Below are 20,547 nucleotides of genomic sequence, written 5' to 3'. Positions count from 1 at the left end.
TGGCGACAGAACCGCGATCTGATGCGGGGACGCCGGCATTCCGTAGAGCATGAGCGTCTGCGTCGGTGATCTCTCTCGGACGCCAGCAGAACCCAACACAGCAACCTGGGTCTGCGTGATTGGAAATCCGAATCTTTCGAAAGCTGGACGTTCTTCAGCCTTCGCGTTGATTCCACCAAGCACGACGACTGTTGCGCCGATAATCAAAAAAAGCTTGCTCACGCACACCTCCGTTCAAAGTTTGCGACGACTATCCAGCAAGGCGCGAGATCAGTTTCGGCTATGCTGCGCCAGACCCCCTTAATATGTCGATCGACATCGAATTCAATCCCTCCTCGTCAGATTTGACGCATTATCACTTTCCTGTGTGGCGATCGATTTCGCTTTGTCCGTCCGCTCTTATTATAGAGGTCAGTGATCATCTAATATAACGGACCGAGCTTGACAGCCTGAAATGTAACTGATACGGCTCCATTTATGACCGCGAATAGTCGCATGGCGAGTGCTGTCCACATCATGAGTTTCGTCGCTTACGCCGGCGACGAGGGGACGACTTCGGAGGCAATCGCGAAAAGCCTTCAGACCAACCCGGTCGTGGTGCGGAAGATCCTCAAGCTCCTCGAGCGAGAGGGGCTCGTCGCTCTTCGCCAAGGCCGCCAAGGCGGCGTCGGTCTCCGACGCGCGGCATCTCGCATTACCCTTGGTCAGATCTACAAGGCGGTTGAAAGCGAGAGCGGCGTTTTTGCCATGCGCGGCCAGGTGCATGAGGGATGCGCGGTGGCCTGTGCGATGAAACGGAGGCTTGGCCCAATCTTCGACGCTGCGAACGACGCCGTTGAGCAGGCTCTCAGCAAAACGAGTTTGGCGGAGCTGGTACGCGGCGTCCGCTAAATTTGCCCAAAAATGTAACCGATACGGATATGTTTAATCCAAGGAGTGACGGCAATGGGTAGACTAGCGGACAAGAATATCCTTATCACTGGCGGTAACAGCGGGATCGGGCTGGCTGCAGCCCAGGAATTCGACCGAGAGGGCGCGCGCGTCGCCATCTGTGGCTTGGAAGAGGGGACGCTGCAGGCGGCTAGGCGGACACTGGGGGCCGGAAGTCTCGCCATTCGCGCGGACGTCAGCAAACTCGCCGACCTCGATACGATGTTCGCCACGATCGAGCGAGAGTTCGGGCACTTGGACGGCATCTTCGCAAATGCAGGTTACAGCGAGTTCCTGCCGTTCGAAGAGGTAACAGAGCATAGCTTCGACAAGGTGATAGGCTCCAATTTCAAAGGGGCTTACTTCACGATTCAAAAGGCCTTGCCGCTGCTCAGGCGAGGCTCATCTGTCATCATCAATGCGTCCGTTGGCGCGCGCAAGGGGTGGCCGACGACCTCGACCGTCTCGACCTGCAAGGCCGCGGTCGTCCATCTCGCGCGAATCCTCAGCGCCGAACTCGTGGACCGCGGGATTCGCGTGAATACCCTAAGCCCAGGCCCGACGGACACGGCGATGTTCGGTCGCTTCGCCGGTGAAGAGCAGGGCGATGCGGTCAAGGGCGTCCTTGCAACCAACAATCCCAGCAAGCGCATGGCTGATCCGTCGGAAATCGCGAAGCTGGCGGTTTACCTCGCGTCCGACGATTCCGCGTACGTCGTCGGGGCAGACTTCCTGATCGACGGCGGGGTCTCGGCCATTTCGCCCGTGGGCGCTTGAGCTTTGTTGCAGAGAGGCCGTTCCCGCTCAGGCAAGGGACGGCTTGCACCGCCAATCCCCGTCACGCCAGAAAACTGGCGGCCAAGACGTTTCTGCCGTCTGCGGTAGTGGACTTGAGCTGGAAAATCGTCGGTTACGCGGCTGACGAAGTACGAACAGGGTGGGACAAGGAGATCACATGATGGAGTCCACGGCCGAGCAGAACAGGGCGATTGATACCCAACACGTCGGCGGCTCTGCCTCGCCAGCTGAACTCGATGCCACTCCGACCGCGCGACGATCTGGCGATTTCTCTTCAGCAACCTCTCCGAATCGGGTGCTGGCCATCGTTTCCGTCGGGATGATCCTGGCTAATCTCGATCTCTTCGTTGTGAATGTCGGCCTACCCAACATTGCCCTGGATTTCGCCAATCCTAGCCTGGAGAGGCTTTCCTGGATACTTAACGGGTACACGATAACGTATGCGGCCCTTTTGGTATTCTTTGGACGCTTGTCAGAGCGCTATCCACGCAATCTAAGCTTCCTCGTCGGGATCGGGGCCTTTACCGCAGCGTCAGCTGCGTGCGCCGCTGCCAGCAGTACCGAGATGCTCATCGTTTTTCGCGTCGTGCAGGCGGCCGCCGCCGCACTCATGACGCCGACATCGCTTGGGCTCCTGTTATCCGCCTTCCCCCCTGAGGGCCGGAGCGGCGCCGTGCGAACGTGGACCGCTGTCGGCGGCCTTGCGGCGGCGCTCGGGCCGCTCATCGGCGGGGTTCTGGTCACGGCGAGCTGGCGCTGGATCTTCCTCGTCAATCTCCCGCTCGGGCTAATCACCCTGGTCGTCGGTTGGCGAAAACTCCCGAGAGTACCTGGCCACAACAGTTCACACCCCCATTTCGGGGCAGCGCTACTGGTGACCGCCGGTGTGGCGTCCTTGGTTTTCGCGATCGTCAAGATAAACGACTGGGGTTGGCATTCTCCGGGCATCATTGCTGCCTGCGCCGCGACTGTCATTTTCCTCGGGTGGTTCGTTGCGCACTGTCTTCGGTCGTCCGACCCTTTTATCGATCCGCACCTGTTCCGCATCCGTCCGTTCACGGGAGCCGCGCTGGCTATCGCTCCGTTTTCGGCGGCCTTTGGCTCGCTTTTGCTGTCGATGGTGTTGTGGGATCAGATGATCTGGGGCTGGTCGGCTCTGAAGATCGGTCTCGCGATGGCGTCCGGCCCGCTGCTGATACCCGTCGTCTCACTTCTATTTTCGCGCCAGCTCATAGCCCGATTCGGCACCGCCGCGGTTTGCGCCGCGGGGATGATTTCATTCGCTCTCGGACAGGTCTGGTGGTCCGTTGTGCCCGGTCTTGAGCCGAGCTTTCTCGCCGCGACTTTTGGCATGCTTCCGATCGGCCTCGGTGTCGGATTAGCGCTGCCGACCTTGATGGGGGTTAGTACGTCATCGCTGCCTCCCTCATCGTTCGCGACAGGTTCCGGAGCAATCAACATGATCCGCCAGACTGGAATCGCAATCGGAGTCGCTCTGCTGGTCGCCATCGTCGGCGTGCCTCATGAGGTCGCGGAGTGGGTACAGGCCTTCCGAGTGGCCTGGTGGGTTATGGCGGCGATCACCCTCATTGGCCTCGTTCCGACCTTGCTTTTCATCAGGCCCAGACCCGCCCGAGCGCCAGTTGTGTTGGAGTAAGGCTGGCCGGCCGCATGGCGGAGATCTCGTTGAACTCCCGTTCGACGACGTCTCGATTGAGCCCCCAATTCACGGATTGTTTGATCCAATCTCAACACTATCACTCACGCAAAGCCAGAAACGAAAGGGTCGATACAATGCATCCATTCCGTAAACTTCGAGCGGTTTGATCATCGTAGCGACACGACGACAGAAGGACTGCATTTATGAAAGCATTTGTTTTTGAACACACCGGCAACCCCAACGATGTCCTCGCCGTTCGAGAATTGCCCGAACCGAAACCCGGCTCAGGTGAAATTCTCGTCCGCGCGCGACTTTCGCCGGTTCATCCTAGCGACATGCACATCATGCGCGGCCGCTTCGGTCGTCAGCCGACGCTGCCAGCCAGTTCCGGCATCGAGTGTGTCGGTGTCGTCGAGGCGCTTGGATCGGGCGTTGCAGGTCCTGCACCTGGCACGCGCGTCGTTCTTCTGAACGTCTGGGGTTCGTGGCGTGAACTCATCGTGAGCCCAGCGGAACGGGTCATACCGGTACCTGACGATCTCTCGGACGAGGACGCCGCGCAAGCTTTGGTGAATCCAGTTACAGCCTGGGTGATGACCATGGTCGAGCACGATCTTAAGCCGGGCGACTGGTTGGCCCAGACTGCCGCCGGTTCGACGGTGGGCCAGCTTGTGCTGCAACTCGCTCGTTCGGAACGCTTCCGCACGGTGAATATCGTGCGCCGTCGCGCGCAGGTTCCAGACATCAAAGCACTTGGTGGTAACGTAGTGATCACCAGCGAGGACAATGATTGGGGCACGCAACTCGCGACAGCAAGCGAGGGAAAGGCACTATCCCGGGCGATCGATTGCGTCGCCGGCAGGACTGGAGCGACGGTTGCGCGGCATCTCGCGCCTGGTGGCCGTATGCTGGTCTATGGGGCATTGTCGTCGCACAGGCAAACCGACCCTTCTGCGTTTGAGATGCCAGTCTTTGCACCGAGGCTGATTTACAGTGCGGCGACTGTGCAAGGCTGGTACCTCCTCCATTGGCTCGAAGTGACACCGCTCGCTGACTGTGGCGCCATCTTTGCCAAGGTCCTCGACCGTCTGGCGTCCGGGGCGCTGCGCCTCCCGCCGGCGAAACGTCATCGGCCACAGAACATTGCGGATGCCCTGCGCGACGCGGATGGGAGACCACGCGAAGGCAAGCCATTGCTTGATCTTAGCAGCTGGGCTGCAGACTAAAGGATCGTGCTGTGACCGATTCGGCGCACCTTAAAAGCGGAGAGCTTCAAGTAACCAATAGCGACATTAAGCGGTTCGCGACCGACTTCGATCCAGAGCCGTTCCATTTGGGCGAAGCCGCCGCGGCGGCATGGCGGTGGCCCAGGCCTGGCACGCGGTGCGCGAAACGGCCGACACCTTGAAGAAGGAAGGCGTCGAGGTGTTCATCAAGCGTTCGCTGGCCTGTGGCTTTGCCGGTATCGACAATCCCCTGTTCTGTCGCGACAACACCGCGATGTTGCCCGGCGACGCCAAGAAGGTGACCGAGAAGATCGTCAAGGCGATGTGCGGATATGCCGGAGCGCTATTGACTCTTCATAACAGAACTACTATTGTTCGGTTATGGCAGCAAACAGTCGAATGGCCAGCGCAGTTCAGGTACTGTGTTTCCTGGCTCGCGCGGGAAAAGACGGAACCAACTCCGAGAGAATCGCTGAGAGTCTCCGTACCAATCCTGTTGTTGTCAGACGCCTTCTCAAGCATCTCGAACAGAATGGAATGGTCGAGGTTCGTCAAGGGAAGGACGGCGGCGTTCGATTGCAGCGGTCCCCGAAGGAGATAACTCTGGATCAGATTTATGACGCGGTCGAAGGCAGTGGTGAAATCTTCGCTCTACGTTCGGGGGGTAATCCTAATTGCGCCGTTAACCGGAGCATGGAAGGTGTTCTGAGGCCGGTCTTCGACGCGGCCAATTCGGCGCTGCGAACGACGCTGAGCAAGACAAGGCTATCAAGCTTGATGAGCAGGATTCAGTAGTGTTTTTTTGGCGCAGAACAAAACAGAACAGGTTATGTTTTGTTAGGGTACAACGATGGTTGGCAGACTTGAAGGCAAGCATGTTCTCATTACGGGTGGCGGCTCACCGAAGCCGCGGCTGCGGCGAACAAACGGGACCGGGGCATCGAGGCGCGAACGCGGAAGCCGATCGCCGCAGCGTAGACGTCGGTCGCATTGATTCTCCAACATGACTACGGAGAAAGAACTATGAGAGAGAACCTATGACAACAGTCACGCATGAAATTGACGGCGGTGTGGGTATCGTGACCCTGGCTAAGCCACCTCACAATCTGATCGACGGAGTGATGATCGACGATCTTATGGGCGCTTACGAGAAAGTCGTCGCCGATGGCTGCAGGGCCATTTTGCTGCGCAGTTCGATGCGCCATTTTAGTGCGGGTGCGCAGCTGGACTCATTCGGTACCACGACAGTGCTGCATAAGGATCAAGCGCGCCTTACGAAATTTTGGGACGCGCTCGATGATGTGCCTGTTCCAACGGTGGCGGCTGTCCACGGTGGCGTTTTGGGGGGCGGTTTGGAATTGGCGCTTACCTGCGACATGATTATCGCTGCCGACACCGCTTTTCTCGGTCAGGTCGAAATGATTGTCGGGTTGCTGCCGTTGCTTGGAGGCACGCAGCGCCTCGCGCAACGCTGCGGATATGCCCGTGCTAAAGAGATTGCCTTGCTTGGGCGCAGGCACACGCCGGAGGCTTTTGAGCGATGGGGGATTGTCAATTTGGTCGTGCCGGAAGCCGAATTGCTGACGGCGTCGATGGCGATGGCTCGCCAGTTGGCGGCGGGTCCGACCCTCGCACTCAAGGGCATAAAAAGGCAGGCTAATCTGGCGGCTCGCGGTGGCCTGTCACTCGCGGACTCGAAGCAGGTCGAACTCAATGAAGCTGCTTGGAATACGGCTGACCGGGAACGCGGCATATGCGCGTTTTTCGCGACAGGTCCGGCGTCCGCCCTTTTTAAGGGGGACTAGCAATGTCGGCTCCCTTGGACGGATTGCGGGTAGTCGATTTTACCCGGGTACTTGCCGGGCCCCATTGCACCAAAGCCCTTCGGGATTTGGGCGCCCAGGTCATCAAAATTGAACCGCCTTCCGGCGACATCGTTCGAATCGGACTTCCTCACGTCGGCGACATGGGCATGTACTTTGCCCAGCAAAATGCGGGCAAGCGTAGCCTCAGTCTCGATCTGAACTGGTCCGAGGCGCGCGAGGTTGCCGTCGAGATATGCAGGACCGCGGACGTAATCGTCGAAAATTTCCGACCTGGCACGCTGAAACGCTTCGGTCTTTCTTACGAGGATGTTCGCCAATTTAATCCGAAAGTCGTCTACGCCTCGCTTAGTGGCTATGGACAATCGACATCGTGGAGTAATCGTCCGGCCTTCGCGGTCACTGTCCAAGCGGAAACCGGGTTGACCTCAATCGTCGAGGACCATTTCGGTGGTGCGCTGTCGGAACCGATGAATGACGCTTGCAGCCATGCAGATATCTACACCGGGCTTCAGGGTGTTATCGGAATTCTTGCGGCCCTCCAGCATCGCAATCGGACCGGTGAGGGGCAGCATATAGACGTCTCGATGGCGGCAACCATGCTGTCGGTGAACGAGCGTGCCGGTTCTCAGTTGTCCGGTATCGACACCAACGGCGAGCCGATTGCGCTGTCGGCGAATGAATCTCATATTTTCAAGTTGCCGGACGGCAATCGGCTAACGATTGCGGCAAGCCCGATCTTTTCGCCGATGTTCGCGCGCTATTGCGCCATGATGAGACGAAATGATCTGTTGAGCGATCCTCGTTACGCGACGGCTAATCTCCGACGCGAGCATTTGAGTTCCCTGCTGGAAGAGGTGCGCGTTTGGTTGTTGACCTTCACAGACTTGCAGGAATTGCAAGCTCAAGTCAGCGAAGCCGGCCTTGCCTGCGGCATGATCCGAACCGTGAACGAGTTCGCCAAATCGGAATGGGTCAAGGAAATGGGGGGCGGTTGTCGACGTTGACGACAGGGCGGGCGGCACGGCTCGTATGCCTGGCAATCCGTGGCACTTCAGCCGATCGACGCTTCCGCCGCCCGGCATTCCTGCCTTTCAGGGGGAGCATAACGAAGAGATTCTCGCGGAAAACAATGTGCCAGCCGATCGCATCAAGGATCTGCAGGCGCGCAAAATCCTTCTGAGCCGTCGCAATCCGCTCGGAGGGTACGACTAAAAGTGGAGCGAACGAGGGCGAGTGGTTAGTCCTCGTCCTCGTTTAAGCCAGAATGGCGGCCAGAGCCAAATGGATCTGCAGCGAGGAAATTCCGGGCGGTCTTGTCGTAATGCGTTTCACTCGCGCCGATGTGATCGTGGCTAAATTGTATGTCCCCTGAGGACGGTTGAATGAAGCGCGTGGAAATAACTTCATACGGCGTGCCAGAGCACGTGGCACATTGCGTCGAGGCGCCGGACGTGGGGACGCCGGCGGCCGGAGAAGTTACCTTTGAGGTCTTGGCAACTCCAATCAATCCGGCGGACGTGATGTTCTGCGCTGGCGGATACCGACTGAAGCCACCTTTGCCTGCCACGCCAGGCGCTGAATGCGTCGGAAGAGTTCTGGCAATCGGCGACGGTGTGTCTCACGTCGCGCCGGGTGATTTGGTCATCAACTTGCAGCGTGAGAACTGGGCTCAGCGGCGCCGCGTCAAGGGCGACGATGTGATTTGTCTGCCGACCGGCATCGACGTGAAACAGGCAGCGATGATCCGCATCAACCCGCCCACTGCTCACCTCATGTTGACCGACTTGGTCAACCTGCGGCCAGGAGAATGGGTGCTGCAGAACGCGGCCAACTCCGCCGTTGGAAGGTTGCTGATCCGCTTTGCCCGGGCGCGCGGACTGCGCACAGTCAACGTTGTCCGTCGTGAAGCTCTGTTCGCGGAGCTCAAGACTCTGGGTGCCGACGTCTGCCTGATCGATGGGCCTGACCTGCCCTCTCAGGTGTCGTCGGCCGTCGACGGAGCGCCAATCAGGCTGGCTCTCGACGCGGTTGCCGGCCAGGCCACACAGCGTTTGGCCGCTTCCGTTGCCGACGGAGGGACGGTTTGCAACTATGGGGCGATGACGGAGGCGGAAGTCACCGTAGCATATTCGGATCTGATTTTCCGTGGTGTCAGTGTGGTCGGCTTCATGCTCGGGCGAGCGCTCGCCAGGCGCTCGTTGGCGGAAGTGCGTGCGCTCTATGCCGAGATCGCCGGCCAGGTGCGGACTGATGGCTTGCAGGCCCCTGTTGAAGCTATCTACCCAATCGAGGAAATCGGCGCCGCACTGGCGCACGCTCAGCGTCCTGGGCGAGGCGGAAAAGTCCTGGTCGCCCCCAATGACGTCATCTGATCGAACGCGAGCTTCCAACGAGGACCAGGCCGTCATCGGCAGCCGACCGAGGTCCGCACGAAGGGTAGGCGGCGGACTTGCCCGCATCGCTAGACTTCTACGTTAAGCTGCCGATGCTGCATGGAAAATGAAACAGGGGTATCTGGTGATGCGACTAAAGGGAAAGAATGCGCTCATAACGGGCGGCAACAGCGGCATCGGTCTCGCTACCGCTAAACGATTTGTCGACGAGGGCGCAAGGGTGCTGATCACAGGGCGAGATGAGAAAACGCTCGCCCTTGCGGAATCCTCGCTCGGGTCTTCCGCAATTTCGATCCGAGCTGACGTCGTTGATGCGGACGCTCGCGCTCGCGTCATTGCCGCGGCCAAGGAGAACTTCGGAAACCTCGATATCGTTTTTGCCAATGCTGGCATAGCCAAATCGACTACGTCGTCGATCGTGGATACGTCCGAAGATATCTACGATGAGGTCTTGAAAACAAATGTGACTGCTGTCTTCCTGACGATACAGGGCGCGCTCCCTTTGCTTAGAGACCGCGCATCGATCATTCTGAACAGTTCGATCGCCGCAACCGTCGGTTTTCCTGGTTCAGGGGCCTACCCCGCGAGCAAGGCCGCGGTTAAAGCTATGGCACACGCGCTTGCGTCCGAACTCGCTCCTCGACGGATCCGGGTCAACTGCGTCGTTCCTGGAGTCATCCGCACTCCGGTCTGGAATCGAGGGCGCTCTCCAGAGCAAGGAGAGGCGCGACTGAAACAGATGCTGAAGAAGGTGCCGTTCGGAGAAATTGGCGAGGCCGAGGATGTCGCGAACGCGGTATTATTTCTCGCCTCCGACGAGTCGCGGTACATCACGTCGACGGAAATAACTATCGATGGCGGGTTCTCCGGATCGCACGGTGCGGTCTGAAAGTCATACCCCATTGCTTGCTTGGGTCACGGACGACGCTTATCCGAAGGCAACCGAAACGTAATGTGAACGGCGCGCGCTCGTTATCGGCCGGTTATCGGTTTGACCCTCATAGCGACACCACGACAAACAAATGGACTGCATTTATGAAAGCGTTTGAAAGCCGCCCTCCCGGAGCAGGAGCTATCGAATGACCGTTTCCTTCGAACCCAACATCAAGAATGCGTCGGCTCGAGATTCCGAGACTGTACGTTGCGAGCTTATAGGAACGCCGGGATCACCCTATTCGGTCAAGCTGAGGGCAATCCTTCGGTACAGGAGGATTCCTTTCGACTGGATCATTCGAGCTCCGCAATTCGAAGCGGATCCACCTCCTGTCAGGCCGCTCCTAGTTCCGCTTCTTCGATTTCCAGGCGAGGCGACCTACCATATTGACACGTCTCCAATCGCGCACGCGCTGGAGGTCCGCTATCCGGGCGGACGTTCGATCATTCCAGAAGATCCGGCATTGGCGTTCTTAAATTCCCTCTTTGAGGACTTGGCCGACGAGTGGATCACAAAGATGATGTACCACTACCGATGGTCGTATGCCGACAATATCGCCTATTGCAAATCCTGGATAGCAAGCGACCTTCATCCCGAGGATGATGCAAAAAAAAGAGCGCAAGTCGCGGAGATGCTGGCAATTCGGCAAATCGGTCGCATGGAGATGGTCGGCTGCACACCTGAGAACGGCCCGGTGATCGAACAGGATTTTGGCCGGGTGATCGCGGCTCTGACGTCACACATCGCGGAGGGAGGACCTAACTATCTGTTTGGCACCCGTCCGGCCCTCGCGGACTTTGCGATGTTCGGTCAACTGCTGCAACTCGCGACCGATCCGGTGTCAGCGGCGATCATGCGACGGGATGCGCAGGATCTATTTGATTGGCTTCGCCGCCTCGACGATGCTTCCGGCGTCAACGGCGCCTGGGCGCCGTCGCGAGACGTCCTCGATTGGCCGGTCGTTCGAAGCCTCGCGCAGATCGCGGGCGACAGCTACCTTCCATATCTGAGCGCCAACAGTGCTGCATTCGAGGTAGGCCAACCGTCGTTCGAGGTCCAGCTTGGTGGCCAGAGGTTCGCGCAGCCCGTTTTCGGATATCAGGTCAAGCGTTTTAGGCGCCTACGCGACGCGTTCTCCGCCTTGCAGCGTGATGCCCGGGGCCGGGTCGAACCTCTGTTGCGTGATACGGACTGTCTCCAACACATCGTTTAAGGAAAAGCGGCCATACTTCTGAGGGTGAGACGATGCTTCTCTGCGATTTTGTGACCAATCATTCTCGACGCAAGCCCAGCGAGGTCTTCGCGCGTCAGGGATCGCGGCAAATAACGCTTGAAGAAGCGGCGGAACGGATTGATCGGTTTGCGGGAGCGTTGATCGGAGAGGGGGCGGTCGTCGGCGACCGTATAGGCTATCTTTCAAAAAACGATATAGACATGGCCATCATGTTCCTGGCCGCAGGGCGCGTCGGGGTAGTGGCTGTGCCTCTGAACTACAGACTGTCCGCCGCCGAATTGAGCGCAATCGTGAGCGACGCCAAAATCAAACTGTTCTTTGCCCATTCGGCATTCCTGTCGGTCGCCGACGCTTTCCGGTCCGAGCAGCCTAAGGTAGCACGTTGGATCGCGACAGACACAAAGGGCCGCTCAGGCTGGACCGATCTGGAATCATGGTTCGATTCTCATCCCCCACTGTCTAGCGATCATCCCAGGCCTGATGTCAGCGACGTCGCGTGCCAGATGTACACGAGCGGAACGACGGGGCGAGCAAAGGGCGTGATGATCACGCACGCCAACTATCACGCGAGTGTTTCGCAAGTCGTTTCCTGCCTGGAGCACAGGCCATCCCTGGGCGAAGCCACGCTGCTTGCCATGCCGCTCTTCCACGCCGGCGGGATGCAAGTGTTGACGTTGGCCACGTACCTAGGTCTTACATTGGTGATACACGCGGACTTCGACTCCCGGATTGTGGTCGAGAGTCTCGTCGAGAATCGAATTGCGATTGCTCTGTTCGCTCCGACGATGATTAGCTTCCTTTTGAATGAGATCGGTGACGTCGCAGAGCGTGACTGGAGCGCTCTAAAGACGATCATGTATGGGGCATCTCCGATAGACAAGCCGCTCCTTCTCCGCGCGATGGAAGTTTTCGGTTGCGATTTCTATCAATCCTACGGGCTGACAGAAACAACAGCGACGGTAACCATGCTCGATGCGTCGGCACACGCTCGGGGCTTGCGCGACAAGGCTTCCGAACGTCAGTTGGCTTCGGCCGGACTTCCGGTCTTTGGAACGGAATTGCGTGTCACGGATCGGAACGGCGTCCCCGTTTCGTCCGGAATGTCAGGAGAGGTCAGAGTTCGTGGTGCGCAGATCATGCTGGGTTACTGGAAAATGCCCGATGAGACTGCCGCAGTCTTGGCGGACGGCTGGTTTCGAACCGGCGATATCGGCCGGATCGACGAGCATGGTTACCTGTTCATCGAAGATCGGCTGAAGGATGTCATCGTGTCGGGTGGGGAAAACATTTCCTCCAAGGAAATCGAGTCGGTTCTGATCGAGCATCCGGCAATATCGGATGTTGCGGTCGTCGGCATACCGGACTCACGGTTCGGCGAAGCGGCTTTAGGCTGCATTGTCCTTGCCGCAGGTGCGTCAACACCGTCTCTGGACGATCTTGTCTCGTTCTGCCGGCAGAAGCTTGGCGGCTACAAAATTCCGCGTCGATTTGTGGTCGTGCCGGACCTCCCGCGAAATGCGACGGGCAAAGTGTTGAAGAGAGAATTGAGATCCAAGTTTCGAGATACTCACGACAACTTGAAGTGACGTCGCCGCATGAATCGGATCCCCACCGGGAACGAACCCGGCCGACGCGTGACTCTATAAAGGCGTCTTTAAATCGATTGCACGTTTTCTGTGAAGATTTGATGCCGGACTCCCGAACCGAGCGGTCATTTTGTGACACGCACGTGTCACGCAGCGACGGATGCGTGTTGCGCCTACTTCTTGTTCGAGGTCAAGAAGCCAGAGGAGTCAACAGGGCTTTACCACTATTGCAAACTCGTCGACTCGGTTCCGGCGGAAGACGCACTTCGTCCCCTGAACGAAGGCGGATGCTACCTCGCGAATTAGCCGCTCGGATGCCGTCCTCGTGCGGCCTCAGGACGGGAAGCACATCAGTTCCAGATTGTATACCACGGTAACACGCACCGGTCGGTGACACTGCAAGTTATGTGCGTCAAGTTCAGCAAAATCGATCACGGGGTCCGGTAGAGCCATCCCCTCTGAGCCGCCGTCGCTCGCTTGCCCGAAGCGCAGCGCTGGCGAGCGACGGCGGCGGAGAGGGGTGGCGTCCAACCCTTTGGTGGGCCTGAGCATCGTCAGGCGGCAGCCTTGAGCATCTCCTTCTTGTGCTCCTTCAACAGATCCATGTTCGGATAGCGGTGGTCTTCGAGCCAGGCCTCGTGGCGCTCGACGGTGAGCGCCCTGACGAGTCTCAGGCAGCTCTCCCCATTGGGGAAGATGCGGACCACATAGGTACGCCGCCTAATCTCCTCGTTGAGGCGTTCCAGCATGTTGGTCGACTTCATGTGCTTTCTATGTGCCAGCGGCAGGCGGAAGTAGGTCAGCGTCTCCTCGATGTTGTCCTCGACCCAGCCGGTGAGCTTGGGATGTTTGCCGCTCCATTTACCGAGCCAGGCCGCCAGGTCGCGCCGCACCTCTGAGAGATCGCGCCGGTCGTACATCCGTCGGATGGCCAAGTTCTTGAGGATCGTCACATTTGACAAGAGAGGACAAGGCTTGTCCGACCGGCTGGCGGATGTGCCTTCGCTCGAGGAACGCATCGACGACGTCCGCGCAGTCATGGACGCGATCGGATCCCAGCGGGCCGTGCTGGTCGGATTCTCCGAAGGCGCTTCCATGAGCGTGCTGTTCGCGACCACCTATTCCGACCGCGTATCCCACCTGGTCCTCTTCGGCGGCCTCGCTCGCGTGGCCGACCTGTTTCCGCCAAACCTGTCGCCGTCAGCCGCCGAAGAAAGGTTGGCGAACCTGGTGAAACGTTGGGGCAGCGGAAGCTTTCTGGCGAACGTATTCGCAAGCGACGCCTCCAATCCGGACGCGGTCGCGCGCATTGCGAAATTTGAAAAGCTGGCGAGCAGTCCGGGTGCGATCAAGTCCTACATTATTTCGAACCGCCGGATAGACATCACTGCCATTCTCCCGTGCGTCCGCCCCGACGCTGGTGCTGCACCGCGCGACCGACGCGCAAGTGCCCGTTGCACTGGGGCGTCGGCTGGCCACCGGAATCCCCGGTGCGAGGTACATCGAGTATTCATCGGGGGACCACGCATTCTGGACGGGCGACATCGAGACGTTGGTCGGCGACATCGAGGAGTTCGTGACAGGTCACCGGGATGCGCGAGACGCGGATCTGGAGCGGATTCTCGCCACGGTCATGTTCACGGACATCGTCGAATCGACGCGGCGGGCCGCCGAGATCGGTGACCAACGATGGCGGAGCCGCCTTGACCAGCACGACGCGCTCGCGCGTCAGTTCATCGAACGACATCGGGGCAATCTGGTGAAGACCACCGGCGACGGCGTTCTCGCAACCTTCGACGGACCAGGTCGCGCAATCCGCTGCGCGCTATCGTTCAGCAGCGCTGCGCGTCAGATCGGCTTGCCGGTGCGTGCTGGTCTGCATACCGGCGAGATCGAGGTGCGGGGTAGCGACATCGGCGGCATCGCGGTCCACGCGGCGGCCCGCGTCATGTCGCAATCCGCGCCCGACGAGGTGCTGGTTTCGCGTGTGGTGACCGATCTCGTCGCGGGCGCGGGGCTGCGTTTCAGCGAACGCGGTTCGTACGAACTGAAGGGGCTACCGGGCAAATGGGATCTGTTCGCGGCCAGCGGATAGCTCTCGGTCGCTGCCGCGGAGTTCTGACGATTGCCCGGGTTGATCGGGGTCCTACGCCGCCCGCACCTGTCGTGAGCCGATCAGGCGTCCGGAAAAGCCCAGATGTTCATGGTGGCTATGCCCTCGCGCAGCTTCTTGATCGGAACGTAGTCTGGCGAATTCCAGAATGCGTGGATCGCCTCCATGTTGGGAAACTCGAACATGACGACGGGTCGCTGGTCATGTTCGCCTTCCAGCACCTCCACTTTCGCGCGTCTGGCCACAAGTCTTCCGCCAAAGCTGGCTATGAACGGCACGACGGCCTGGACGTATTTCTGATACTGCGCTTCGTCCTTGACGGTGTTTTGGACAATGAAATAGGCGGGCATAATCAACCTCTCGCGGCAATGATCTGAGAGCAGAAGACATGCAGCCTAGCATGCTTCTTGGGGCGCGTCCCAGTTGCGCGCCCGTTATCGCAGATTGCCGGGATTGCGGTCGGCGAAGCTCACTCCGGGAAGTCGCGTGACGGCTCGACCTCCGAAGGTACGGCGCGCTTGCTATCCGTCGTCGGCCGGACATTCCGGGCAGGTGTCGCCGATCGAATCCAGGACGTCGGTGACCGCGGCGACGGCCTCGTCCGGAGAGACGCCGTCGGGCGGATCCCGTCGGGCGATTTCGGTGGCGGGCTCGCGGGCGTGCGGGTCTGCCCGGTCCTGCATCCAGCCGTGCTCCTCGCATTCGCGGATGGCGCGAGCCTCCTGCAGCACGGAGATCGCCCAACCGCGCAGCGTGCGGATCGCCGGCCGCCGTTCCTTCGTCATCAGCATCGAGATGGCTCCTGCCCGGACGAATTCCTCCGGACCGTCGTTCGTTCCGGCTGCTAACACAGGACAGGGAATCACAATTGTGGGAGCTACCGCTTCCGCTGTCCGCTGCGGCCTTGCCGCCGAAGTGTGCGGGCGGGAAGCTCAACGCTGGTGGTCAAGAACGTGACGAGCGCGTCGGGAAAGGTTCCCATACCGGTCCGTTCAGCGCCGCGATCATCGGGACGTCGATGTCCAGCACATTCATGAGGATCTCGCGGCCTTCGCGGAAGATTTTTTGTCGTAGCCGTGAGGCGTGAAGAAATCGAAGCCTTCCGGATCGATCGCGTCGCTGAAAGCATCGCCGCTTCCCGTCAGTATCACGACGCTGTTGTCATAGTCTTCGCCGATCTGGTGAAACATGTCCGTGAACTGCTCGTGGGTATGGCCGTTGAAGACCAGCTTTCCTCCGTTGGTGTGGAAGGCCACTTCCAGGATCCCATCGGCGGATCGGGTCATCTTCGCATTCTTGTAGTTTTCGAAGGTAGCCATGATCGTCTCCGTGTCAGAATAGATGCTGCGATCTGGGCGGATCAAGCTGTTCAGAATTGAATGGCAGTCAAAGCTGGACCGCCGGCTCGGGCTGCGGTGCAGGTAGCAACGCCGTTACGCGCTCGATGGCCCGAATGACCGCGGGCCGAGCGGCGACGAGATCAAACCAGCGCTTCACGTTCGGGTAGTTTGTAAGGTCGATGGAGGCAAATTCACGGCGCCACAACCAACCGAAGTGGGCGATGTCGGCGATTGTGTATTCGTTTCCGGCCGTGTACTTCCGGCTCGCGAGAACCCCGTCCAGCACGGTCATGACGCGGGCGGATTCGGCCTTGAAGCGCTCAAGAGCCAGCGGAATTTGCTCCGGAGCCTGCTTCTGGAAGTAGCCGGCCTGTCCGAACGCCGGACCGATGCCGGTCACATGGAAGAAAATCTGCTCGAACACGCGCATTCGCTCTTCGCCATTGTAAGGCAGAAGGCGGCCGGACTTTTCGGCCAGATAGATGAGAATGGCTGCGGACTCCGAGAGTACGAATTGGCGTCCGCTTGGGCCGTCGGGGTCTACCAGGAGGGGAACCTTGCCGTTGGGATTGAGCTTGCGGAAGGCCAACTCCTTCTGTTCGCCCTTCCGGAGGTTCACCGGTTTGAGATTGTATTCAAGCCCGAGCTCTTCGAGAGCGATGGGGACGCGAACGCTGTTGGGTGTCGAAAACGCATAGACGTCGATCATGGCAGTACCCTCGGTTTGAGTTGAGTGTCTTCGGCTTCGACATTTGAAAGCGTCGAGTTTGGCTAGAAGCGACATCGGCGGTCCTCCTTTGGCTTTGCATGGAAGTCCGGCGTTGCGCCTGCTCGCGCGGGGTCGAAATTACGCGAAGAACCTAGAGGAGACCGCTCTGGTGGCTACCGAGCTTGATCGACTAGGTTTTATTCCGTTCGGGAATGATGATTTGGCCGCGCTGCTTCAGCAGGTTATGCAGATGGTCGCTTCACGTTTGATCAGCGCTAATCTGGGTGCTCGGGTGTGAAGGTCGAAATTCTGAAAGCTCACACAAGCTGATTCGCCGGCAAGCTTTGCGCTTCCCGGCGAGTCGCCGAGTTGTGTGCAGATCCGTGACCTACCGGACAAGGCGAACCAGGTCCTGCCTCAGGAGATAGAGCGAGACGGCGAGCAGAACGACGTCCTTCATCAAGAAGGGGACGTTGCCGGTCATAGCAGGGAAGCCTCCGGCGGCGACGTCCCAGCCTTCCGGCATGAACGGAATGATGGTGACCGTCGCGATGAAGGTCCCGGTCGAGCCGAGGGCACCGAGAACGCCGAGCCGCTTGTCCCAGAAGCCTGCGAGCAGCAGCGACCCGAAGGTCCACTCCGAGACGCCCAGGAAATAGCTGGCGCCGGCGTGGCCGAACACCGGATACAGCCACCAGATCAGCGGCCCGTTGTCGATGAACGGGACCAGTCTTTCGAACTCGTACGGAAACCACTTCTGGTAGCCGAAGAAGAAGAACATGATCACCATCGCGGTCCGGACGACGTGGTAGTCGAGATCCTCCGCGAGCAGGCCGGACCGGTGCAGCGCGCGGACAAGCGGGTTTTGCGTGATATTTGAGAGCGTGGTCATGGTCGTGATCCTTTCATTCAAGATCTGACGAGGCGCGGCGGCTTCACGCGACTGCGGGAAAGTCGATCTCGGTGTCGTTGATGCGGTTGAAGACGTTGGTGAAGACGGTGGTCGCGAAGGCCAGGCTGATCTCCACCAGCTGGGCGTCGCTGTAGCCCGCCAGCTTGATCGCGGCGAAATCCTCGTCGCTGACGGTGCCGCTGGACTGCGCGAGCTTGCGGACGAAGCCGACCAGCGCGTCACGCCTGGCGTCGCCGCTGGGCCGCCCCTCGCGGATCTGCTTGAGTTCTTCCGGCTTCACGCCGGCGAGCCTGGCCAGATGGTTGTGGGCGGCGACGCAGTAGTCGCAGCCACCGGCGGCGCTGATGACGAGCTTGATGACCTCCTGATCGCGGTTGGTCAGGGTTCCGGCGGCGAGTGTGGCGTCGGCGAACAGGACCGACTTGAGGGCGCCGGGGCCATGGGCGGCGATGGCCGCGAAGGTGTTCGGGACGCTGCCGATGGCCTTCTTGATCTGGGCATAAACCTGGCCCGAGGGACCGGTGTCGGATTCGAGGTTGGGAACTGAAAGACGAGACATGGTGGCACTCCTTCGTTGGGGTTGGTGAACGATTGCGGAGTGACAGTATGGTCGCGCCTTGATACTTTGAATGTCGTGTTGTCTCGATTATATGCTCCATCGTCTCGTTTGGATTGCTTTCTGGAGGTCACCATGGATTGGCTAAGCCGGCTGTTCGAAATGATGCCGGTGCGTGGGCGGCTCGACCTGCGCTGCAACTACGGCACCCCCTGGCGCATCGACCAGGGTCCGGGCGAGGCGAACGAAATCCCGTATCACGCCGTGCTCGCCGGCTCCGCGACGCTGGAGGATCCGGCGGGAGGCCGATCGCTGCAGCTGAGGGCCGGCGACATTCTTCTGCTTCCCGGCAACCCACGGCACGTCATGCACGACGGCAGCGGAGCGTCGCCCCTGCCGGCCCGCAACCGTGCGTCCCTCAACTTCACGATCAGCGAGAATCTCGGTTCGGACGAACGGCTCGATCTGTTGTGCGGACATTTTGCCATCGCGCCTCCGCACGACCGGCTGCTGCGCAGCTATCTGCCGCCGCGCCTCGTCGTGCATGCCGACACTCACACTGGACAGAAGGAAACCGTCGCGCAACTCGCTGGCCTCGTCTCCCTGATGCGCCGTGAGTCCGCAGACGATCATCTCGGCGGCCGCGCGATGCTGAACGCGCTGTCGACGGCGATGTTCGCGCTTGTGCTGCGGCTCGCAAGTGAGACCGACGACGCGCCACGCGGCATCCTTGCCTTGGCTGGTCATCCACGCCTCGCACCGGCAGTGGCCGCTCTCTTCAACGAACCTGCGCGCGCATGGTCGCTGCCCGAGCTTGCGCGCCTGTGCAACATGTCGCGGGCAACGCTTGCGCGCCAATTCCAGGAGAAGCTCGGGCGCTCGGCCAGCGATCTCCTGACCGACATCCGGATGACGCTCGCCGCGAACGAACTGAAAAAATCTTCTCTTTCCACCGGCGCCGTGGCGGAGGCGGTCGGGTATCAATCGGAAGCGGCGTTCCAACGCGCCTTCAAGGGCCACATGGGCGTCACTCCGGCGCAGTGGCGCAAGATGCAGCAGCCGTCCGGCCAGGACATCTTCGCAACGCCGACCGCGCCTCTTAGTACGAAGCATTCGGAGACAGCAGAGGCGGACCCTGCTGCCAAGTTCATCTGACCTTGCTCGATATCGGATTGATCGAAAGGCTCGGTCGGATTCAAGAAAACGGATTGCAAGTTGCAGATCGACCGAGTGCCGAACCGCGGCACCGACGATAGTCCATTTGTGACCGCGCAAAAGCGATCAGATTCACCCGACCGCAAAAAACGGCAGGGCTGTCGCGTGGCGCAATAAGACATATTCCGTTTTGGAATGGGCGCTGCTGAGCCTTTTGAGCTAACCTCTGGCCAGAAGGTTCGGCGAAAATGGATTCCGCTCCAGGATTTCAGGCAAGAACTTCGGTCCTTGCTTCCATGAGCCAAGACCTGAACGCAGAAATATGCGGCAGGTCCGCCTTCAGAGGAGGAACGAAGAGGTAATAGCCAAGGCCGGTTTGCAAGGGTGAGGCGATGGCGAGCTTCAAGGAACCGTCGCGCAATTCGTCTTCCACGAGACAACTCGGGACGAGTCCAACGCCAAGTCCGGCCGCCACAGCTTGAACCAGATGCGAGGTGAGCTCGAACTGCGGGCCAAGTCGCATCGCCGCATCCGGAAGTTCGTGCTTATGAAACCACTGTCGCCAGACCAACGGCCGGCCCGTCACAACGAGCAGCAGATGGCGCGCAAGGTCCGCCGGCGTGACGATCGGCTTGGATTCCGCGAGGGCCGGGCTGATGACCGGAAGAAGCTCTTCGCCCATCAAGAGATGAGATGTCAGCCCGTGCCAGTGTCCATCTCCGACGCCGATTACAGCGTCCATTCCGGCGAGCTCGAGATCGAAATGCCCGATCCGCGAATGGATGTGCACCAGAATGTCGGGATACTGTCGATAGAAATCCTTCAGGCGGGGCATAAGCCATTTGCTCGCGAACGTCGGCAGCGCGGCGAGATGCAGCGATCCTCGTCCCTCGCGGAATGCCATGACCTGCAACGATGCGCTGCGAATGCGCTGCAGTGCTCCGGAGAGTTCGCGCTGATATTTCGCGCCGACTTCCGTAAGCGTGATCTGCCGGCCTTCGCGGCGGAAGAGCGTGACTTCCAGCAGAGCTTCGAGCGCGGCCACCTGCCTGCTTATCGCGCTTTGAGTGAGCGCCAATTCATCCGCGGCGCGCGTGAAGCTGAGATGCCGGGCAGCCGCTTCGAAGGCCACCAGCAACGACATTGAAGGAGTGAGGCGGCGTGGATGCATTCA

The 20,547-nt window shown here is 59.7% G+C and carries 21 protein-coding genes and 3 pseudogenes; 16 read left to right on the top strand and 8 right to left on the bottom strand.

Going from position 1 to position 20,547, the window contains the following annotated elements:
• Positions 1-477: 477 nt before the first annotated feature.
• The 12 genes and pseudogenes from V1289_RS02755 (at position 478) to V1289_RS02705 (ending at position 12,587) form a co-directional block, all read left to right on the top strand.
• The gene (locus V1289_RS02755; RefSeq protein WP_334395524.1) at positions 478-891 is read left to right on the top strand and encodes an RrF2 family transcriptional regulator; all 414 of its coding nucleotides are present in this window, start codon (positions 478-480) and stop codon (positions 889-891) included.
• A gap of 54 nt (positions 892-945) precedes the next feature.
• Entirely contained in the window at positions 946-1,707 is a 762-nt protein-coding gene (locus V1289_RS02750; RefSeq protein WP_334407240.1) for an SDR family oxidoreductase, read from the top strand.
• A 178-nt stretch (positions 1,708-1,885) separates the two neighbouring features.
• Positions 1,886-3,385 (top strand): MFS transporter, encoded by a 1,500-nt coding sequence (locus V1289_RS02745; RefSeq protein ID WP_334395523.1) that lies wholly within the window; start codon positions 1,886-1,888, stop codon positions 3,383-3,385.
• A 206-nt stretch (positions 3,386-3,591) separates the two neighbouring features.
• Entirely contained in the window at positions 3,592-4,614 is a 1,023-nt protein-coding gene (locus V1289_RS02740) for a zinc-dependent alcohol dehydrogenase family protein (RefSeq protein WP_334395522.1), read from the top strand.
• A gap of 127 nt (positions 4,615-4,741) precedes the next feature.
• Positions 4,742-4,939, top strand: a pseudogene (locus tag V1289_RS49485) (NAD(P)(+) transhydrogenase (Re/Si-specific) subunit beta); the annotation flags it as partial.
• Between the two features lie 56 nt (positions 4,940-4,995).
• Entirely contained in the window at positions 4,996-5,409 is a 414-nt protein-coding gene (locus V1289_RS49480) for an Rrf2 family transcriptional regulator (protein ID WP_442895939.1), read from the top strand.
• Positions 5,410-5,651: 242 nt separating this feature from the next.
• Entirely contained in the window at positions 5,652-6,419 is a 768-nt protein-coding gene (locus V1289_RS02730) for an enoyl-CoA hydratase/isomerase family protein (protein ID WP_334395521.1), read from the top strand.
• A 2-nt stretch (positions 6,420-6,421) separates the two neighbouring features.
• Complete coding sequence (locus V1289_RS02725; protein ID WP_334395520.1) at positions 6,422-7,444, top strand: CaiB/BaiF CoA transferase family protein; 1,023 nt, start codon at positions 6,422-6,424, stop codon at positions 7,442-7,444.
• A 378-nt stretch (positions 7,445-7,822) separates the two neighbouring features.
• Positions 7,823-8,812 carry a zinc-dependent alcohol dehydrogenase family protein gene (locus tag V1289_RS02720; RefSeq protein WP_334395519.1) on the top strand — a complete coding sequence of 330 codons (990 nt, stop codon included), beginning with the start codon at positions 7,823-7,825 and terminating at the stop codon, positions 8,810-8,812.
• A gap of 148 nt (positions 8,813-8,960) precedes the next feature.
• On the top strand, positions 8,961-9,722 hold the full coding sequence (locus V1289_RS02715; protein ID WP_334407239.1) for a glucose 1-dehydrogenase: 762 nt from the start codon (positions 8,961-8,963) through the stop codon (positions 9,720-9,722).
• A gap of 190 nt (positions 9,723-9,912) precedes the next feature.
• Complete coding sequence (locus V1289_RS02710) at positions 9,913-10,980, top strand: glutathione S-transferase C-terminal domain-containing protein (protein ID WP_334395518.1); 1,068 nt, start codon at positions 9,913-9,915, stop codon at positions 10,978-10,980.
• 32 nt (positions 10,981-11,012) lie between these two features.
• Positions 11,013-12,587 (top strand): AMP-binding protein, encoded by a 1,575-nt coding sequence (locus V1289_RS02705; protein ID WP_334395517.1) that lies wholly within the window; start codon positions 11,013-11,015, stop codon positions 12,585-12,587.
• 554 nt (positions 12,588-13,141) lie between these two features.
• On the opposite strand, the pseudogene V1289_RS02700 reads toward V1289_RS02705, so the two are convergent.
• A pseudogene (locus V1289_RS02700) lies at positions 13,142-13,516 on the bottom strand (transposase); the annotation flags it as partial.
• Here V1289_RS02700 and V1289_RS02695 point away from each other — a divergent pair.
• Both V1289_RS02695 and V1289_RS02690 read left to right on the top strand, forming a co-directional pair.
• Positions 13,401-13,811: pseudogene (locus V1289_RS02695) on the top strand (alpha/beta fold hydrolase); the annotation flags it as partial. The pseudogenes V1289_RS02700 and V1289_RS02695 overlap by 116 nt on opposite strands.
• 328 nt (positions 13,812-14,139) lie before the next feature.
• Positions 14,140-14,682, top strand: a complete 543-nt coding sequence (locus tag V1289_RS02690) for an adenylate/guanylate cyclase domain-containing protein (RefSeq protein ID WP_334395516.1) — start codon at positions 14,140-14,142, stop codon at positions 14,680-14,682.
• An 80-nt stretch (positions 14,683-14,762) separates the two neighbouring features.
• Here V1289_RS02690 and V1289_RS02685 read toward each other — a convergent pair whose 3' ends face one another.
• The 4 genes from V1289_RS02685 to V1289_RS02670 form a co-directional block, all read right to left on the bottom strand.
• Positions 14,763-15,050 (bottom strand): DUF1330 domain-containing protein, encoded by a 288-nt coding sequence (locus V1289_RS02685; protein WP_334395515.1) that lies wholly within the window; start codon positions 15,048-15,050, stop codon positions 14,763-14,765.
• Between the two features lie 171 nt (positions 15,051-15,221).
• On the bottom strand, positions 15,222-15,491 hold the full coding sequence (locus V1289_RS02680; RefSeq protein ID WP_334395514.1) for a hypothetical protein: 270 nt from the start codon (positions 15,489-15,491) through the stop codon (positions 15,222-15,224).
• 240 nt (positions 15,492-15,731) lie between these two features.
• Positions 15,732-16,019: a hypothetical protein gene (locus tag V1289_RS02675; RefSeq protein ID WP_334395513.1), complete on the bottom strand. Its 288-nt coding sequence runs from the start codon at positions 16,017-16,019 to the stop codon at positions 15,732-15,734.
• A gap of 67 nt (positions 16,020-16,086) precedes the next feature.
• Positions 16,087-16,749, bottom strand: a complete 663-nt coding sequence (locus tag V1289_RS02670) for a glutathione S-transferase family protein (RefSeq protein ID WP_334395512.1) — start codon at positions 16,747-16,749, stop codon at positions 16,087-16,089.
• A 169-nt stretch (positions 16,750-16,918) separates the two neighbouring features.
• Between V1289_RS02670 and V1289_RS02665 the strand changes: the two genes are divergently transcribed.
• A complete protein-coding gene (locus tag V1289_RS02665; protein ID WP_334395511.1) occupies positions 16,919-17,047 on the top strand; it encodes a hypothetical protein in 129 nt (42 codons plus the stop codon).
• A gap of 90 nt (positions 17,048-17,137) precedes the next feature.
• Here V1289_RS02665 and V1289_RS02660 read toward each other — a convergent pair whose 3' ends face one another.
• Both V1289_RS02660 and V1289_RS02655 read right to left on the bottom strand, forming a co-directional pair.
• Entirely contained in the window at positions 17,138-17,641 is a 504-nt protein-coding gene (locus V1289_RS02660; protein ID WP_334395510.1) for a YkgB family protein, read from the bottom strand.
• Positions 17,642-17,684: 43 nt separating this feature from the next.
• Positions 17,685-18,221, bottom strand: coding sequence for a carboxymuconolactone decarboxylase family protein (locus V1289_RS02655; protein WP_334395509.1), 537 nt, complete (start codon positions 18,219-18,221; stop codon positions 17,685-17,687).
• A 132-nt stretch (positions 18,222-18,353) separates the two neighbouring features.
• On the opposite strand from V1289_RS02655, the gene V1289_RS02650 reads away from it, so the two are divergent.
• A complete protein-coding gene (locus tag V1289_RS02650) occupies positions 18,354-19,373 on the top strand; it encodes an AraC family transcriptional regulator (protein ID WP_334395508.1) in 1,020 nt (339 codons plus the stop codon).
• A gap of 268 nt (positions 19,374-19,641) precedes the next feature.
• On the opposite strand, the gene V1289_RS02645 is transcribed toward V1289_RS02650, so the two are convergent.
• Complete coding sequence (locus V1289_RS02645; RefSeq protein ID WP_334395507.1) at positions 19,642-20,544, bottom strand: LysR substrate-binding domain-containing protein; 903 nt, start codon at positions 20,542-20,544, stop codon at positions 19,642-19,644.
• Between the last annotated feature and the right edge of the window lie 3 nt (positions 20,545-20,547).

This window comes from Bradyrhizobium sp. AZCC 2289 (assembly GCF_036924615.1).
Lineage (GTDB): Bacteria > Pseudomonadota > Alphaproteobacteria > Rhizobiales > Xanthobacteraceae > Bradyrhizobium.
The sequence above is the reverse complement of the archived record's forward strand: the minus strand, read 5'-3'. Positions and strand labels throughout refer to the sequence as shown.